General features: G+C 61.3%; 15 protein-coding genes. 13 read left to right on the forward strand and 2 right to left on the reverse strand.

What is annotated here, in order from left to right:
- The first annotated feature begins 81 nt into the window (after positions 1-81).
- Genes QTI45_RS31760 through QTI45_RS31770 form a run of 3 tightly spaced genes read left to right on the forward strand, consistent with a single transcriptional unit; the run spans position 82 to position 3,708 of the window.
- Positions 82-2,406, forward strand: coding sequence for a xanthine dehydrogenase family protein molybdopterin-binding subunit (locus QTI45_RS31760; RefSeq protein ID WP_286657204.1), 2,325 nt, complete (start codon positions 82-84; stop codon positions 2,404-2,406).
- Positions 2,403-2,897: a (2Fe-2S)-binding protein gene (locus QTI45_RS31765; protein ID WP_286657205.1), complete on the forward strand. Its 495-nt coding sequence runs from the start codon at positions 2,403-2,405 to the stop codon at positions 2,895-2,897. The genes QTI45_RS31760 and QTI45_RS31765 overlap by 4 nt, the downstream gene beginning before the upstream one ends.
- A gap of 13 nt (positions 2,898-2,910) precedes the next feature.
- Entirely contained in the window at positions 2,911-3,708 is a 798-nt protein-coding gene (locus tag QTI45_RS31770) for an FAD binding domain-containing protein (protein WP_286657206.1), read from the forward strand.
- Positions 3,709-3,741: 33 nt separating this feature from the next.
- Here the strand turns inward: QTI45_RS31770 and QTI45_RS31775 are convergent, their stop codons facing one another.
- Complete coding sequence (locus tag QTI45_RS31775; protein WP_286657207.1) at positions 3,742-4,686, reverse strand: LysR family transcriptional regulator; 945 nt, start codon at positions 4,684-4,686, stop codon at positions 3,742-3,744.
- 131 nt (positions 4,687-4,817) lie between these two features.
- On the opposite strand from QTI45_RS31775, the gene QTI45_RS31780 reads away from it, so the two are divergent.
- The 8 genes from QTI45_RS31780 to QTI45_RS31815 all read left to right on the forward strand — a co-directional run bounded on the left by QTI45_RS31780 (position 4,818) and on the right by QTI45_RS31815 (position 13,218).
- Complete coding sequence (locus tag QTI45_RS31780; RefSeq protein ID WP_286657208.1) at positions 4,818-5,969, forward strand: CaiB/BaiF CoA transferase family protein; 1,152 nt, start codon at positions 4,818-4,820, stop codon at positions 5,967-5,969.
- A gap of 43 nt (positions 5,970-6,012) precedes the next feature.
- Complete coding sequence (locus QTI45_RS31785; protein ID WP_286657209.1) at positions 6,013-7,005, forward strand: SMP-30/gluconolactonase/LRE family protein; 993 nt, start codon at positions 6,013-6,015, stop codon at positions 7,003-7,005.
- Positions 7,006-7,251: 246 nt separating this feature from the next.
- Entirely contained in the window at positions 7,252-7,980 is a 729-nt protein-coding gene (locus QTI45_RS31790; protein ID WP_286657210.1) for an SDR family NAD(P)-dependent oxidoreductase, read from the forward strand.
- 369 nt (positions 7,981-8,349) lie between these two features.
- Positions 8,350-9,321: a Bug family tripartite tricarboxylate transporter substrate binding protein gene (locus QTI45_RS31795; protein ID WP_286657211.1), complete on the forward strand. Its 972-nt coding sequence runs from the start codon at positions 8,350-8,352 to the stop codon at positions 9,319-9,321.
- Positions 9,322-9,436: 115 nt separating this feature from the next.
- Positions 9,437-10,573 carry a zinc-binding dehydrogenase gene (locus QTI45_RS31800; RefSeq protein ID WP_286657212.1) on the forward strand — a complete coding sequence of 379 codons (1,137 nt, stop codon included), beginning with the start codon at positions 9,437-9,439 and terminating at the stop codon, positions 10,571-10,573.
- Between the two features lie 33 nt (positions 10,574-10,606).
- On the forward strand, positions 10,607-11,620 hold the full coding sequence (locus QTI45_RS31805; RefSeq protein ID WP_286657213.1) for a tripartite tricarboxylate transporter substrate binding protein: 1,014 nt from the start codon (positions 10,607-10,609) through the stop codon (positions 11,618-11,620).
- Positions 11,617-12,444: an SDR family NAD(P)-dependent oxidoreductase gene (locus QTI45_RS31810; protein WP_286657214.1), complete on the forward strand. Its 828-nt coding sequence runs from the start codon at positions 11,617-11,619 to the stop codon at positions 12,442-12,444. Before QTI45_RS31805 ends, QTI45_RS31810 begins: the two co-directional genes overlap by 4 nt.
- Positions 12,445-12,465: 21 nt before the next feature.
- On the forward strand, positions 12,466-13,218 hold the full coding sequence (locus QTI45_RS31815; RefSeq protein ID WP_286657215.1) for an SDR family NAD(P)-dependent oxidoreductase: 753 nt from the start codon (positions 12,466-12,468) through the stop codon (positions 13,216-13,218).
- Positions 13,219-13,224: 6 nt separating this feature from the next.
- On the opposite strand, the gene QTI45_RS31820 is transcribed toward QTI45_RS31815, so the two are convergent.
- Complete coding sequence (locus tag QTI45_RS31820; RefSeq protein WP_286657216.1) at positions 13,225-14,217, reverse strand: amidohydrolase family protein; 993 nt, start codon at positions 14,215-14,217, stop codon at positions 13,225-13,227.
- Positions 14,218-14,445: 228 nt separating this feature from the next.
- On the opposite strand from QTI45_RS31820, the gene QTI45_RS31825 reads away from it, so the two are divergent.
- The gene (locus QTI45_RS31825; RefSeq protein ID WP_286657217.1) at positions 14,446-15,609 is read left to right on the forward strand and encodes an acyl-CoA dehydrogenase family protein; all 1,164 of its coding nucleotides are present in this window, start codon (positions 14,446-14,448) and stop codon (positions 15,607-15,609) included.
- Between the two features lie 29 nt (positions 15,610-15,638).
- The gene (locus QTI45_RS31830) at positions 15,639-16,826 is read left to right on the forward strand and encodes a CaiB/BaiF CoA transferase family protein (RefSeq protein WP_286657218.1); all 1,188 of its coding nucleotides are present in this window, start codon (positions 15,639-15,641) and stop codon (positions 16,824-16,826) included.
- The last annotated feature ends 23 nt before the right edge of the window (positions 16,827-16,849 follow it).

The following is a 16,849-nucleotide window of genomic DNA, read 5'->3' on the forward strand; positions in this document are numbered from 1 at the left end:
AACATTGCCAGCTTTCAAGGACCCCGAAAGGTGTTCCGGAACCGTGCAGGCGCACACTTCGAGGCAAGGTACCCCGCAGACATGAATGTCCCTTCACTCCATACCACAGGCAGCCGGCGCGAAGATGCCCGGTTGACTGTCGGACGCGGCCAGTACGTCGATGACGTTCCCATGGATGCCGCTTTGCGCGTTGTTTTCGTGCGCTCGCCCTATGCCTCAGCCTTCGTTAAATCCGTCGACGTCAGCGCTGCGCTTGCGCTCCCGGGCGTGGTGGCTGTCCTTACCGGTGCCGACATGTTGGCTGAGGGCTTCAATGCATGCCCGACGCCCTTCAAACTTGACCAGGGAGACGGGACCTTCGCATTTGAGACGCCTCGGCCTTTCCTGGTGCAAGACCGCGTGCGTTTCGTCGGCGAGCCAGTCGCCATGGTGCTGGCCGACAGCTTTGCCTCCGCCCAAGACGCTGCGGATCTGGTGGTGGTCGAATTTGAAGACTCGCCAGCGGTCACCGACGTTCATGCCGCCCAAGATGCTGCCGCGCCCCAGGTCTGGAACGATCGTCCATCCAACATTGCATTCCACTGGCGTGGCGGTGACATGGCCAAGGTCGATCGCGCACTGGCCTCGTCGCATCATGTGGCTCGCCTGGCATCCCACATCAGCCGCGTCGCCGCGATGCCGCTGGAGCCGCGCGCAGCGCTCGCGTATTTCGGCGCGGACGGAAGGCCGGTCTTGCATCTCTCGCATCAAAGCCCGCACCAGATGCGTGACGAACTCGCCCGCCTGTTCAAGCTCGGTGCGGACCAACTGCGAGTGATCGCAAGTGATGTAGGCGGCTCCTTTGGCATGAAATGGGGCCCGCAACGCGAGGAGATACTCGTTTTTTGGGCCGCGTTGCGTTTGAGGCGAGTCGTGCGATGGACCGCTCAGCGCTCAGAGTCTTTTCTGTCAGACGAGCACGCCCGAGACGTGGTCGTGACAAGCGAGCTTGGACTCGACGCCCAAGGCAGGTTCACGGCCCTGCGGGTGAGGTACGACGTCAACGTGGGGGCATACATGTTCCAGCGGTCGACCTCGCCAGTGAACAACATCGGCGGCATTGCCGGTGTCTACACAACGCCTGCAATCGCCGCAGAAGCCGTCGGTATCTTTACGAACACGCAATCAACGGCGGCCTACCGCGGCGCAGGCCGCCCCGACGCCACCTACGCCATTGAGCGGATCATCGACGTCGCGGCCGTCGAGATGGGCATCGATCCTGCAGAACTGCGGCGGCGCAACTTGATCCCCACCACCGCCATGCCGTACCGAACCGCCTTCCGCTTCGAGTACGACTGCGGCAACTTCGAGTCCAACCTCGACAAGGCCATGGAGCTAGCAGGCTATTTGACTTTCCCGGAGCGGCGAGAGGCGTCAAAAGCACGTGGGAAGCTGCGCGGAATCGGCATCGCCATGCCCATCGAGATGGCCGGCGCTGTCGGCAGGGATCGGTCGAGAGTGCACGCCCATCCTGACGGCCGCGTGACATTGACCACTGGAACCATGTCTGTGGGTCAAGGTCACGAGACAGGTTTCTCCCGCCTTGTGGCCAAGGCCCTAGGCCTACCGCTGGAGAAGGTGACGTATTTGCAAGGCGATACGGACCGCTTGATCGATGGCCGAGGAAACGGCGGTTCTTCCGCTCTGATTCAAGGCGGCTCTGCAGTCACCAAGGCAGTCGATGATCTGATCGAAAATGGCCGAGTGGCGTCGGCCACGTTGTTTGAGGCGCACTATTCCGACGTCGAATTTTCTTACGGTTCCTATCGTGTTCGCGGTACTGACCGTTCAATCACGCTAGCTGAACTCGCTCAGCACCTCGCGGCACGCGAGGGGGAAAACAAGGATTTGGCAGGAGCTGGAGAGTTCGCGCCGAACAGGCCGACTTTTCCGAATGGTTGTCATATCTGCGAGGTAGAGATCGATCCCGAGACCGGCCTGGTTACGCCGATGCGATACGTCTCGGTTGAAGATGTCGGCCGTGTCCTGAATCCCGCTCTTGTGGAAGGCCAGATCCACGGCGGTGTCGTGCAGGGCATCGGGCAGGTGCTGTTAGAGCAGATCAGGTACGACAGCGCCGGCCAACTCGTGACAGGCTCATTTAGTGACTACGCGATGCCCCGGGCTTCCGACATGCCTGAGATCGAAAGCGTCAATCTGGAAACGCCTACTGCGCTAAATCCACTTGGCGTCAAAGGCGTCGGCGAAGCCGGGACCGTCGGGGCGTTGAGCGCAACGATCAATGCCGTTTGCAACGCGCTGCAGCCGGCGGGCGTTCGTCACCTTGACATGCCGGCAACGCCTATGCGGGTATGGAAGGCATTGCGTGATGCCGGCTACGCAACACAAACATCGACCAAGCCATGAAGAAGAATGTCACCCTCAAAGTCAACGGCAATGCCGTTGCGCTGAACGTCGACGCGCGCACACTGCTAGTCGAATTGCTGCGCACCCACCTAGGGCTGACTGGTACGCATGTGGGTTGTGACACATCCCAATGCGGTGCCTGTACCGTGCACGTGGACGGGAGAGCGATCAAATCGTGTTCTGTCCTGGCCGTGCAGATGCAGGGATCGGAAGTCATAACCATCGAAGGGCTGGCGGCCGCCGATGGGACGCCCCATCCGATGCAGAAAGCCTTCATGGAGGAGCACGCGCTGCAGTGCGGCTTTTGCACCCCAGGCATGGTGATGAGCTGCATTGAGCTCGTCAAGCGCTGCCCGAATGCCGACAACCATGCAATCCGGGATCAACTGCAAGGAAATCTGTGCCGATGCACCGGCTACCAGAACATCGTCAAGGCGGTCCTTCATGGCGCGCGCGCGATGGCCGCGGCCGATGCGCCGCAGCAGACGTAAAGGGGCAACGAGCATGTACGAAACTGATTACGAGCATCCTTTGACATTGGCTGAGGCGGTTCAGGCCCTCAAGCGCACCGGCGGCCGGCCCCTGGCCGGAGGTCAGACCTTGGTTGCAGCGATGAAAACGCGGCTCTCGCAGCCGGGCACATTGGTCGACATTGCAGGCGTTCCCGGTCTTCGCGGGGTGCGAATCACCGGTACGTCGATCCTCATCGGCGCAATGACACGCCACGTTGACGTCGCATCATCACCAGAGGTCATGCGGGCGATCCCGGCGCTGGCGCACCTTGCCGGCGGCATTGGCGACAGGCAGGTGCGAAACATGGGCACCGTCGGAGGGTCGGTCGCCAACAATGACCCCGCGGCTTGTTACCCGGCCGCCGTGCTGGCACTCGGAGCAATCATCCACACGAGCGAGCGAGCGATCCCGGCCGAAAAATTCTTCGTGAGCATGTACGAAACGTCGCTGAACGAGGACGAGCTGATCACCGAGGTCGAGTTTCCTATCCCGCGGCGGGCGGGCTACGTTAAATTCGAACAGCAGGCTTCACGTTTCGCACTGGTCGGGGTCTTTGTTGCTGACACTGGGACCGGCGTCAGGGTGGCTGTCACTGGTGCAGCTTCCGTCGTTTTTCGCGTGGCCGAGATCGAGCGCAGCCTGACGACCGCCTTCACTCCGGAGAGCGCCAAGAGCGCGACCGTGTCATCCAAGGACCTGTCTTCGGACATCCATGCAACTTCGGAGTACCGCGCGCACCTTATCGCTGTCATCGCGGCGCAAGCGGTCAGTCAAGCGCTCGCCGGCTGATGACCCATGCCATCGCAGCCGCAGACGTCACTTCTATGCCTCGGGTCCGGCGGGACGCGCGACCACCGTGTGATCGGCAACTCCAGCCAGGGTTTCGGCAACGAGAAAATCAATGAACTGCTTGGCAACGGGTGATAGGGAGCGTCCCATCCGCGTCACGACGCCGACGGGACGCGACATGGTTGGTCTTCTCAATGGCACACCGACCAGATGGTCCGTGTTTACAAGGTGCATCGCAAGAAGCGGAAGCGCCGATAACCCAAGGCCAGCTGACACCAGCGCCCCTGCCGCGGCGATGCTTGGGTACTCGATGGCAGGCGTGACGCGCAACCCTTGTCTGAGAAACGCCGCATCCGTGATGGGGCGAATGCTGCTCTTGTAATCGGCAGAAATGAACGGGCGGGTTGTGAACGCCGTCCAGTTCACCGTGGACCTGGCGGCCAGCGGGTCGTCCCTGCGACATAGCAGGACGAACGGATCATCCAGCAGGTGCCGATAGTCCAAACGTTGGTCAGGCCGCGGACGCACCGTGATACCAAGGTCAGCGCGACCTTCGTCAATCAGGGTGCTAAGGACCTCGGCTTGGTTTTCGAGCAGGGAGAACTCCACCAGCGGGTGGCGCTCTCGAAACCGGGCGATCACGTTGGGCACGATCGCCGCTCCGGTGGACGGCAACGCAGCTATGGTGACCGTGCCACTTCGGCCTTCCAGGAACTGGGCGAGCTCGCTGAAGGAACTGTTGAAGTTGTCGAGGATGCGCGCGGCGATGGGGAGCAGTTCGTGACCGGCGGGTGTGAGTCCGACATGCTGGGTGCTGCGATCAAAGAGTCGCGTGCCCAGGGCCTGCTCGGCAAGCTTGATGGTGCGGCTCAGCGCAGGCTGCGAAACGTGAAGCGTTTGCGCAGCCGCGCGAAAACTCAAGGTGCTGGCCACACTGACGAAGGCCTCGAGCTGGGCAAGCGTGATCCGAATGCGCATGTCGTCCCCTAGGGTGCTGATTCGATCTTGTTATCAAACCTATAAGGTTATTGTCCTTCACACATGACCCCGCAGGGAGGAAAATGCACTGCAAAACGGAGACAAGGGCCGCAAGGCCTTCGAAATTGCATATGGAACAGACGCTCAAAGGCATCCGGGTCATTGAGCTCGGCCAAGTCCTCGCCGGGCCATTTGCCGGAGCCATCTTGGCCGACCTCGGCGCCGAGGTTGTGAAAATCGAACGCGTCGACGGTGGCGACGACGCGCGTCACATGGGTGAGCCCTTCCGCAACGGTGACTCCCACTGCTTTCACATCTTCAACCGCGGGAAGAGGTCGGTCGCGCTCGATATGAATTCCGACGCGGGACACGCGGCGTTCGAAGAGCTCGTCGCCGGCGCTGATATTCTGATTTGCAATCTGCGGCCCGGGGTGACGCAAACTCTGGGGGTCGATGGCGAGTCGATGTGCAAACATCATCCCCGCTTGATCTACTGTGAGATCTCGGCGTTCGGTGCTGCGGGACCGATGAGCAAGTTGCCTGGGTACGAACCCATGCTGCAAGCCTTCAGCGGCCTGTCAAGTATCAATGGCGGTCCAGACGATCCGCCAATGCGATCGGGTGCATCCGTCTGCGACCAAGGCAGCGGCATGTGGATTGTCATCGGTGCACTGGCCATGCTTCAGAGACGCCACCACTCCGGAAGAGGCGGCATCGTCAGCACTTCGCTGCTGGAGACTGCATTGGTATGGGCGGCACAAAAGACTGACGCTTACCAGAACGAGGGGCGCGTTCCTGAACGGCACCGCTCCGGCCATCCCGGATTTGTTCCGTACGAGGCATTTGAGACTGCGGACGCCCCGTTGGTCATCTGCTGCGGCAATGACCGTCTGTTCACAAAACTAGCGCACGAGCTTCAGCGGCCGGACTGGATATCCGACAGTCGTTTTTCCACCAATCGCGCAAGGTTGAGGAACAAGAGTGCGTTGCTGGCCGAGATGACCCCGCTGCTGCGTGCCGAGTCCCGGGCTCATTGGATCGCCAGACTCAACGACGCGGGGGTGCCTTGCGCGCAGGTCCATACAGTCGCTGAGGCAATGGTGCACCCGCAGATCGAGGCTCTGGGCCTGATGCAGGAGATTCCCGGTGAGGATTTTCGCTTGACCGGATTGCCTTTGGTCATCAACGGCCAGCGGCCAGCGCTGCGGTCCGCGGCGCCGAGGCTTGGCGAACACAACGACGCCTACCAACTGAATTCTGCGGGAGAGTTGCGAGCTTGTTGAGCCCGGACTTTGGCGTCTCGCAACCTCCCTCGAAGAGTTCCGTTTGACCGACAGAAATTTCTCCGCCGACGAGACGAGTACGCTCTCGTACACCAGCGCCACGCGCGGCCTGGTGCCGATCCCAGCCTGCGAACGAGGCTTGCCGACAGCAACGGCCACGCAGTACTTCCAGGTTTCCGACCAGCCGATGTCGCTCGAAGGGCCGGCTTTTGATCGAGCCGGCAACCTCCTGTTTGTCGATCCCTTCGGAGGCCGTGTCATGCGGCTATCCATGGACAAGGGGATTACGACGCTGTACCAGGAAGATGAGCTTCATCCTACTGGCATCGCTGTCCACAAGGACGGGCGAATCTTCGTGGCGGCACTGGGTAAGCCAAATAGCGGCGGTCTCTTCGAGGCCGGTTCCGTCATCTCGATCGCTCCGGACGGTGGCGACAGACAAACCATCGTGCCTCCAAAAGCCGGCTACGCTGTCGACGACCTCGTGTTTGACGAGCTCGGAGGCTTCTACTTCACCGACTTTCGTGGATCGTCGACCGAGCCCACAGGCGGTGTGTACTACGTCGCCCCTGACTCCAGTTCATGCGTCCCTGTTTTGCGTAACATGTGTGCGGCGAATGGCGTGGCCTTGAGTCCTGACGGCACTGTTCTTTGGGCGACCGAGTTCGCCAACTGCCGCCTTCACCGCGTCGACCTTAGCGCTCCAGCCAAGCCTGCACGATTTGGTGCGCTGATCCCCTACCATTTTATCGGCATCGCCCCTGATTCAATGCGTACGGATTCAGCAGGGAACGTCTACGTGGCGATGTACCGACAGGCTCGCATCTTGGTCTTCAGTCCCTACGGCATCCCCATCGGCCAGATTCTGCTTCCTGGCCGCGAAGACAATCATTTCCTCAAGGTCACGAGCCTCGCGATCGTGCCTGGATCGCGCGACCTGCTAATTGTTGCGCGCGACGAATTGGGCGGACGGGGCGCCATGGTCTTTGCTGCTCGGGGGCTCGCGCCGGGCTTTCCTATGTTTTCCCATCGATAGGGCACTTACCCGCGCATGGCTTCGCGCACTTCATTGGGTGCGCTGCCACCCTGCCTCACTCTTGAAGTTGCGCCATCCCGCTGGCCGGGCGCTGCGAACAGCGGCGGTCGGTTGCTTGCGGGCACCTCAATCCGACTTGAGCCGCCCTTTCCCATAAGGTTAACCGTTGACTTATTTCCGGCAGAAAGCTAATGTTCAACCTCTGAAAGGCGCATCCGCGCTTGACAAGCACTCCTGCCACACACAATGAAGCGATCCAATGTTTGCGTTATCACGGGCGCCAGTACCGGCATCGGCCAAGCCATTGCGCAGGCACTCTTGGCCAGCGGGCGCCACGTCGTCAATCTGGACTTTCAACGGCCCGAATGGGCTCACCCACTCATGCAGTCTGTGCAGGTGGACCTCAGCTCTGAGGCCGAAGTTGAGAGTTGCGCTCGAACCATCGCGGCCGATTCCGAGGTGACAGGCCTGGTGAACAACGCAGGAACCAGCAGGCCGGGAACAGTGGACGACCAGAGCGCACAGGACCTCGACCACGTTGTCGCACTTCATCTACGAGCACCGCTCCAGCTGACGCAGGCGTTTCTGCCAACGCTGCGATCGTGCGGACATGGGCGTATTGTCAACGTTTCTTCCAGGGCTGCGCTCGGAATGCGCAACCGGCTTGCCTATTCCACCTCGAAGGCGGGCCTGATCGGAATGACACGGACTATGGCACTTGAGTTGGGCCGCGAAGGCATCACAGTCAACGTCGTCGCTCCGGGCCCGATCGCAACGCCGCTCTTCAAGCACAACCATCCCGAGGGCTCTGAAAGCGCTCAGCGCATCCTTCAGAGCATTGTCGTCGGAAAGATGGGGGTGCCTGATGATGTCGCCAGGGCGGTTCTTTTCTTCCTCGCGCCCGAGAACGGCTTCGTCACTGGACAAGTCCTCTACGTGTGCGGCGGTACCACCCTCGGCAGTGCGCCCGTCTAGGACCCGGCAGTCACACAGAACTGGCGGAACAACGACTGCCCGATTCTTCGGCCAGCGCAAATTGCTGTCGCGAGGCGGCCGTGCCTGCATTGGGCCCGGTCATCGCGCTCCTGTTGCTTCAGGGCCGCTTCCCCGTGGCCCTCTCGTTCACCGACGCTGCCGCCCCCCGGGTTTGCTGCATGCGTTTGACAACAGCCGCGCCACACAGCCTGCAAGAACTCATGGCTCCATAGGGAATACCCCTCTGATGCGGCCTTGAATGTCCTAACGTTAACGGTTAACCTATGAATGAATGAGAGGCCGTTGCGCCAACTTTGCACCGTTCTCATTCCTTGGCCAGGATGGCCTTCATTCAGCGAGGGAAGTTCCATGAACCGTTCCACATTTCTGCGCACCATGATCGCGAGCGCATTGACCGTCTCGTCCGCTGCCTTTGCGCAGTCGTACCCAGACAAGTCGAAGCCGATCAGGTTGCTTTTCCCGTTTCCCGTCGGCACGTCGACCGACGTGATGGCCAGAGCGATCGCACGCGGCATGCTGGAAGGGTCCGGCGTGAACGTGTTCGTCGAGTCCAAGGCGGGTGGCGAGGGAGTCATCGGAGCGCAGGCGGCGAAGGCCGCGGCCCCCGACGGTTACACGTTCTTCGTGACATCCCTGTCGACGCAGGTGCTGAACCCCCATATGCTCGCCGCCCTGCCGTACGACCCGCTGGCGGATTTCACTCCGCTGGCCGGCGTCGCACTGACGCCATTGATGGTGAACGTCTCTAGTTCGTCGAACTACAAGAGCATGCAGGACCTGCTCAGCGCGGCTCGGCAGAACCCGAACAAGCTCACCTTCGGGGCAGGCTCGACGTTCATTCGACTGGTCACCGAGACCTTGCTCAAATCGGCCGGCATCCAGGCCCTTGTGGTTCCCTATCGCAACATCAACGATTCCTTGATCGCCGTCGCTGCCGGCCAGATCGACGTGTCGCTAGTGGATCCATCGACAGCTGCACCGTTCTACCAAAAGGGCATCCGCCCCCTCGCGACGACCGGAGCGACCAGGGCTTCGGCACACCAGACCGTCCCGACGCTCAAGGAAGGCGCCCTCCCCGGCTTCGAGGCGGTTGGATGGTTTGCCGCCTATGTTCCGGCGAAGACCCCGCCGGAAGTTTCAGCGGCGCTCCAGGACATGCTTCAGAAGGCCCTGAAGACGAAGTACATGCAAGACGTCTACTCGAACTTCGGCCTGGAGCCCCTCAATCTGGTCGGCGAAGAACTTGCAAAGTTTCAGCGATCTGAGTACGAGAAGTGGGGACAAGCCGTCAAGGCCGCCAACCTCTCGCCCGCCAAGTAGCTTTCGATTCGCAAGAGCCGGCGCGCTGGTCGACTTTGAGGCTTGTATCAACTGGCCCGTCTTCCTCAAGCCCGCTGCCTGCGCCCCCAAGAACTTCTTGCCATGGAGAACACAGATGCGAATGACCGCCGCCGTGATGTACGAGCAGGGACTGCCAACCCCTTTTTCAACCTCGCAACCATTCCGCATTGAAGAGGTTGAGCTTGATCCGCCGGGCCCCGGCGAAGTGCTCGCGGAAGTCAGGGCCGCAGGCCTTTGTCACTCCGACTTGTCTGTGTTGGAGGGATTGAGGAAGCGACCGCTGCCCATAGTCGGAGGCCATGAAGGTGCCGGCATCGTGCGAGAAGTGGGCGCTGGAGTGACCGGACTTAAGCCCGGCGATCACGTGGCATTGGCTGGGGTCGCCGGTTGCGGCAGTTGCCGCGCGTGCCTGGCAGGTCGCCCAGGGCTTTGTCAAGCGGTCAGCCAATCCCGGGCGGAGGGACTGCTCGCGACCGGTTCGCGCCGTCTACACCTGACCGGCGGCGGGCGCCTGAACCACTACAGCGGCATTTCGGTCTTCGCTCAGTACGCGGTCGTCGCGCCTCGATCCCTCGTCAAGATCGACCCGACGGTTCCATTCGACGTTGCTGCATTGTTCGGCTGCGCCGTCGTGACCGGTGCCGGCGCCGTATTCAACAGTGCCAAGGTCAAGCCGGGCGCTACGGTCGCTGTCATCGGTCTTGGCGGCGTCGGACTGACGACGGTCATGGCCGCGGCCGAGGCCGGGGCGTCGCGGATCATCGGTCTGGACGTCCTTCCCGGAAAGTTCGATCTGGCGCGAGCGGTGGGCGCTACCGACTGCTTCGACCCGCGAGAACCCGATGCAGTACAACACATTCTTGATCTCACCGATGGCGGCGTCGATCACGCCTTCGAGGTTTCCGGCAACCTCGCTGCCCTTGACCTGGCGCAGGCAATCACTGCACGAGGCGGGGAAGTCGTCGGCGTAGGCGTGGGCCGCACCGCCGCCACGTTCACGGTTGCCCACCTGCCCTGGGTCGCAGAAGAGCGCGTCCTGAGAGGCTCGTTCATGGGCGGAGGGGTTCCCCAACAAGACATCCCCAGGTACGTCGACCTGTACTTGCGTGGTCGACTTCCAGTGGACAAGTTGCGCAGCGAGCACATAGGGTTCAACCGGCTGAACGAGGGATTCGATCTACTCCAAAGCGGCGCCATCGTGCGGCAGATTCTGCTGCCTCACGGGGGATGAAGTATCTCGACGCCATCCATCGCTTCGATCAGATTGCTGGAACGCATCCATTCCGGCACACCTCGACCTCTGTTCAACATGAACATAATCTGCGCTTCTCTTCTTGCTTTCGTGACACAACTCGGCGCTTCGACCGGCGCCCTGGCGCAGCAACCCGTCATGCCGCCACTAATCAAGATCATTGTTCCATTCGGTCCGGGCGCCAGTACGGACGTCTTCGCTCGCGCGGTCGCGTCCCAGTTGGGACCGCGGCTCAATACCACTGTCATCGTAGAAAACCGTCCAGGCGGCTCGACGTTGATCGGCGCGGCAGCCGTGGCCAAAGGCCCCCGTGATGGCTCCATGCTCCTGCTTACGACGCCAAGCACTGTCACAGCGGCCGCGACGGTCCGACACGTGCCGTTCAACATGAGCACAGATCTGGTCCCCGTTTCGATGCTGGGCGAAGGTCCGATGGTCGTCGCGGTCTCGGCAAAGTCCGCATTCAAGACTCCAGCAGCGCTCATTGCCGCGGCCCGTGCGAAGCCTGGCAGCGTGACCTATGGGACATCAGGTAGCGGCACGCTCGCACACCTGTCGTTCGAGTTGCTAGCGGACGCGGGCGCAATCGAGATGCAGCACATTCCGTACAAGGGAGCGTCGTTCGGACTGGTCGATCTTGCATCCGGGACCATTGACATGATGGTCGCCAACTATTCGACATTCGCGGCGCAGATCAAGGCCGGCCTCGTGCTTCCTCTTGGAGTTACCTCACGGCACGCGAGCTCGGCCTTCCCCACTCTTCCGCCCATGGCGTCTGTCGCACCAGGATTCGCGGTGGACATCTGGGCGACTGTCTTTGCCGCCGGCGGCACTCCTCTACCGATTCTGCAGCGCCTCAACGCGGAAATTAACGAGATCGCGCTAAGCAGGGAGATGCGCGCCCTCATGGCCACCGACAGCCAAGCGCCAATGGTTCTCGGGCTGGCGGATCTTCGCTATCACATCAACGACAACTACGCGACGTGGAAGAGGTTGGCCGCGGCAAAGAAGATCGTCGCCGAATGAACGCAGCCGCGGACAACAGCAGAACAGACGACGCGGCGCTGAGCTGGCTGGGTCTGGAAGGTTTGACATGTGTGGTCACCGGGGCGGCAAGTGGCATTGGCGCCCAGACCGCTCGGCAGTTCGCCATGGCGGGTGCTGCCGTTGCAGTTGTTGACCGGGATGTACGCGGCGCGCGCGCAGTTGCCGCAGAGATCGAGGCAAGTGGCGGGCGGGCGATTGCTCAAATGTGCGACGTGTCTCGGCCCGCCTCGATCGAGGAAGCAGGCGCCGAAGTGATAAATCGACTGGGGCCGTGCGCGGTCCTGGTCAACAACGCTGCAGTCACAGGTGCAGGCGATCTGCTGGATCTAGATGTCGGTGCGTGGAACGATGTTCTGGCCGTCAATCTCACGGGAACTCTGCATTGCGCACGCGTCTTCGGACGACAGATGATTCGGCGCGGAGGCGGAAGCATGATTCACGTCGGGTCGATCTCCGGAGTTCAGCCGCAGCCCGGTGGTGGCGCGTACAGCGTCAGCAAGGCCGGGTTGAGCATGTTGTCTCGACAGCTCGCCACTGAACTTGGCGAGCATCGGATCCGCAGCAATGCAGTTTGCCCGGCGATGGTGGTCACCCCGCTAAGCGAAAACCTTTACACAGACCCTCAGGTGCGAAAGCGACGCGAGCAGCTCATCCCCTGCGGACGCATCGGGACAGCAGAAGACATCGCGAACACGATTCTGTTCCTCGCGAGCGACCGCTCCGGCTACCTAAATGGGCAAATCATCGTGCTTGACGGAGGCCTGAGCCAGGCTTACCACCAATTCATTCCGCGATCCGAGTAACCAGAAGGAAGGAACAGCGTCATGCGAGGACTCAAGGACCGTGTCGCCATCGTCACTGGCGCCGCATCCGGCATTGGCAAGGCGATAGCCGAGAGATTGGTCGAGGAAGGCTGCCGTGTCATCGGCGCAGATCGAGAGGCGATGGCCACCACCCGGTCAGACGAACGGACAATCGACCATGTTCAAGCCGACGTGACATCCGACGCCGACAGAAAAAGGCTGGTGTCCTATTGCTCGGATGTGCATCGACGCATCGATGTCCTAGTCAACTGCGCCGGTATCGCGAGGGGTCATCGGGTTGACGAAACAAGCGCTGAAGAGTGGCGCCGCTATCTGGGAGTCAACCTCGAAGCCGTCTTTGCACTGTCACAGGAGGCGCTCCCAGCCCTCCTGCGGTCGACAGGATGCATCGTAAACATCAGCTCCGTTTTGGCGATCACAGGCATGGTCAACAGGTCAGCCTATTCTGCCTCCAAGGCGGGGATCCTGGGGTTGACGCGGCAGATGGCCGCCGACTATGGCCCTCGCGGCGTGCGCATCAATGCGGTGGCTCCGGGGACCATCGTTACGCCCCTAACCGAGGGCGCGCTGATTCCCGGCAGCTGGTACCACAACGCGATGATTCGGACGACGCCACTGGGACGGGCCGGCACGCCGGATGAAGTCGCGTCGAGCGTTGCATTCCTGTGCTCGGCCGATGCATCGTTCGTCCACGGCGAGGTCCTGGTGGTGGACGGCGGTTGGACTTCGACCCGCTACCACCCTCCTGAGTGACGAGCGTCACTCGATGCCGTAGACGCGTCCTGCCGTACCGGAGAACAGCGCCTCCTTTTCGGTCCTCGAGTAGTCAGCAGCCACCAACTTAAGGGCGTTCCAGATGGTCCGGTAGCTCCCCGCCACGCGATCGACAGGAAAGTTACTTTCGAACATGCAACGATGCGCTCCAAAGGCTTCGATACAGCATTCGATGTAGGGGCTCCATAGCGCTGCCAACTCATCTGCCGTGGCAGGCGCCGCGCGTCGATCGAATCCAAACCCGCAGGGACGAGGTGCCAGCCCCCCCAGTTTCATGAGTGTATTCGGCCGCTGCGCCACGGCTAGCACCTTCGACTTCCAATCACCGAAGGTTTCAGGTCGGTCATAGGCCGCTACACCCAAAAGACCACCGCAGTGGTTGACCACGATCTGAGTGTCGGGGAAGGCGTCCGCCAGGCTGCAGAGTTCAGGAAGTTGCGGATGGTACTGCCACGCGTCGTACACGAGTTCGCGTGCCGCCAGCCGCGCAAACCCCGCGCGGAATCGGGTATCCAACAGCAAACCCTTCGGCGCATAAGGACGCACGCCCAGATTGATCGAAGGATCGGCATCCCAGCTTGCTGCGCCGCGAATGCCCTTGAACCTAGCCCCGCTGGCCGCCTCGAGGGCGTCAAGCACCATTTCGACATCGCTTCCAAGCGTGAGATCCGCAGCTCCCACGAAGCCGGCGCAAATCCGGGTGGGTCCGAACAAGCCGCTTTCGCTCATGGCAGCCATGCCGGTTGCGAACTCGGCCTCACCTACCGGCCGCAAAGCCGGCACGCCACTCCTTCGGTACATGGCACCGCATTCAACGTACACGGTGGCCAGAACACGGTGGCCAGATGACAAATCGCCAGCGAACTCCTCCACGAGGTAGCGACCGTCAGCCCGGAGCCAGAGGTGGTGGTGGCTGTCGACGATCGGCAGCTCCGGCTCAACGATCTCTTCACTGTCGTGCGGTCGGATTGATGTCACTGATGCAGCTCCATGCGGTTCAGCATAAGAGTAGCAGCAAGATCAGGCTGAAACAATGCTACGGCAAACCGTTAACCTTGTATCGCCATACGGACGATCAGGGGCATCAAACGTCTCTTTTTTCATTTATACAAACGAGGGATGAACCCAACATTTTCTTTGGTTAACCATTGACGCATTTCGATCGCAAGCTTATCATTGCTGCACGGATTCAACGGAGACCCCAAAATGTTCGATCTAACCGAAGACCAAGTAGCCATTCGCGATGGCGTGAGTGCAGTCTGCAGCCGGTTCGGCGACGACTACTGGTCAGAGTGCGACCGGGAAGAGCGATTTCCCAAAGAGTTTCACCGCGCGATGGCCACCGACGGCTGGCTCGGCGTCACCATGCCCGAACAGTTCGGCGGTGCGGGGCTCGGCGTGACAGAGGCGGCGATCGTCATGCACACGGTGGCTTCACACGGCGGAGGCATGACGGCTGCGTCTTCGATTCACATAAACATGTTTGGCCCCCATCCCGTCGTGGTCCACGGCAGCCCGGAGCAGCAGCAGAACTGGTTGCCTCGCCTGGTCAGTGGAGAAGACCAGGTGTGTTTCGGCGTGACCGAGCCTGACGCAGGGCTGGATACAACCAGCATCAAGACCTTCGCCAAAAAGACGGAGGGTGGCTATCGCGTGAGCGGTCGCAAGATGTGGACCTCCACCGGTCAGGTCGCCAGCAAGATCCTGTTGCTCACCCGCACAACGCCCAAGGCGGAGTGCGCGCGGCCCACCGATGGCATCACCCTGTTCTATACCGATCTCGACCGCACCAAGGTGGAGGTTCGACGCATTCCAAAGCACGGTCGCAATGCCGTCGATTCGAACGCGGTCTTCATCGACGATCTGTTCATCCCGGAATCGCACCGCATCGGCGAAGAGGGAAAAGGCTTCCGCTATCTCCTGGACGGCCTGAATCCGGAACGGATCCTGGTGGGTATGGAGGCCATCGGCATCGGTGAAGACGCCTTGCGTCGCGGCACCCAATACGCGCGGGACCGCGTGGTATTCGGTCGCCCCATCGGTCAGAACCAAGGCATCCAGCATCCTCTGGCCGAGTGCTGGCTCAACCTTCAGGCTGCGCGTCTCATGGGGGCTAGGGCGGCACAGCTCTACGACTCGGGGCAACCGTGCGCAGCCGAAGCAAATGGAACCAAGTTTCTTGGCGCGCGAGCGGGCTACCAGGCGTGCCTGCAGTCCGTGATGACGCACGGCGGCATGGGCTATGCGAAAGAGTACGTCGTGGAGCGACTGTTGCGCGAGGTCCTGATCGATCGACTCGCCCCGGTGTCCGAGCAAATGATTCTCTGTTTCATCGCAGAGAAAGTTCTGGACTTGCCGAAGTCCTACTGACACTTTCACCACAAGAAAGAGACAAGCTCATGAAGCCACTAGCTGGAATGAAGGTGCTCGACCTGTCACGCGTCCTAGCAGGTCCGTTGTGCGCTCAGGCGCTCGGCGACCTGGGAGCCGAGGTCATCAAGATTGAAGCGCCCGGACTGGGCGATGAGACGCGGGGTTGGCCCCCCTTCAAGGGCGAGGGTCTCGGGGCTGTGTTCCTTTGCGTGAACCGCAACAAGCGGAGCATTGCCATCGACATGAAGACACCCGAAGGTGTCGCACTGGTGCATCAGTTGGCAAAGAACGCCGACGTCGCCATCGAGAGTTTCAGCACGGGCGTAGCCGAACGGCTTGAAATCGATGCCAAGACGCTGCAAGCCATCAATCCGCGCTTGGTGCACTGCAGCATTTCCGGCTTCGGTCGCGAAGGTCCTCTGAAACAGTCGCCCGGCTACGACGTGATCCTTCAGGCGTTTGCGGGCGTCATGGCGCTGACGGGTGATGAGGGCGGGGGATACATCCGCAGCCCCGTTTCCCCGATCGACCAGATGACGGGAACGCACGCCATCATCGGTATCTTGGCCGCGCTCATGGAACGTGAAAAGACCGGCAAGGGCGGCACGGTCATGGCCTCGCTGTTCGACACGGCGCTGGCCCTGCAGCGTTACAACCTGCAGAGCTACTGGCAGCTCGGCGTGCAACCACCCAAATGCGGCTCCAGTCACGAATCGTTGTGCCCATACCAGGCATTTGAGGCGGCCGACGGCCCTGTCATGGTCGGCGTAGCGAACGACAATCTTTGGAGGAAGTTCTGCAAGGTTGCGGGCCTGCAGGACATCGTCGACGACCCGAAATTTCGGACGAACGCCGACCGGGTCGCGCATCGGGCAGAGACTGTCACACGCGTACAGGCGGTAATCGCTACGCAACCGGTGTCGTTCTGGTACGAGCAACTCTCAGCTGTCAGCGTGCCCTGCTCCCCAATCAACACGCTGGGACAGTTGCTCGATCACCCGCACACGAAGGCAAGCGACGTCGTCGTGGAGTACGAACATCCGGTGGCGGGCACAACCCGCAGCGTCGGGCAGCCCTACATCCTCAATGGCGAAAGGCGAACCGCCGGCACGCCACCCCCCGTGCATGCCCAGCACACCGACGAAGTGCTCTCGGAAATCGGGTTGTCCGGTTCCGACATCGCCCGGCTCAAGGCGTCCAAGGTCATCGCCTGAACCGACAAAGCAACTGAACGAGG

The sequence above is a fragment of the Variovorax saccharolyticus genome (genome assembly GCF_030316765.1).
GTDB lineage: Bacteria > Pseudomonadota > Gammaproteobacteria > Burkholderiales > Burkholderiaceae_C > Variovorax > Variovorax saccharolyticus.

What these genes read in the sequence shown, in the direction of transcription:
- QTI45_RS31760 (WP_286657204.1), top strand. Translation starts at nt 82, where the DNA reads ATGAATGTCCCTTCACTCCATACCACAGGCAGCCGGCGCGAAGATGCC.
- QTI45_RS31765 (WP_286657205.1), top strand. Translation starts at nt 2,403, where the DNA reads ATGAAGAAGAATGTCACCCTCAAAGTCAACGGCAATGCCGTTGCGCTG.
- QTI45_RS31770 (WP_286657206.1), top strand. Translation starts at nt 2,911, where the DNA reads ATGTACGAAACTGATTACGAGCATCCTTTGACATTGGCTGAGGCGGTT.
- QTI45_RS31775 (WP_286657207.1), bottom strand. Translation starts at nt 4,686, where the DNA reads ATGCGCATTCGGATCACGCTTGCCCAGCTCGAGGCCTTCGTCAGTGTG.
- QTI45_RS31780 (WP_286657208.1), top strand. Translation starts at nt 4,818, where the DNA reads ATGGAACAGACGCTCAAAGGCATCCGGGTCATTGAGCTCGGCCAAGTC.
- QTI45_RS31790 (WP_286657210.1), top strand. Translation starts at nt 7,252, where the DNA reads ATGAAGCGATCCAATGTTTGCGTTATCACGGGCGCCAGTACCGGCATC.
- QTI45_RS31795 (WP_286657211.1), top strand. Translation starts at nt 8,350, where the DNA reads ATGAACCGTTCCACATTTCTGCGCACCATGATCGCGAGCGCATTGACC.
- QTI45_RS31800 (WP_286657212.1), top strand. Translation starts at nt 9,437, where the DNA reads ATGCGAATGACCGCCGCCGTGATGTACGAGCAGGGACTGCCAACCCCT.
- QTI45_RS31810 (WP_286657214.1), top strand. Translation starts at nt 11,617, where the DNA reads ATGAACGCAGCCGCGGACAACAGCAGAACAGACGACGCGGCGCTGAGC.
- QTI45_RS31815 (WP_286657215.1), top strand. Translation starts at nt 12,466, where the DNA reads ATGCGAGGACTCAAGGACCGTGTCGCCATCGTCACTGGCGCCGCATCC.
- QTI45_RS31825 (WP_286657217.1), top strand. Translation starts at nt 14,446, where the DNA reads ATGTTCGATCTAACCGAAGACCAAGTAGCCATTCGCGATGGCGTGAGT.
- QTI45_RS31830 (WP_286657218.1), top strand. Translation starts at nt 15,639, where the DNA reads ATGAAGCCACTAGCTGGAATGAAGGTGCTCGACCTGTCACGCGTCCTA.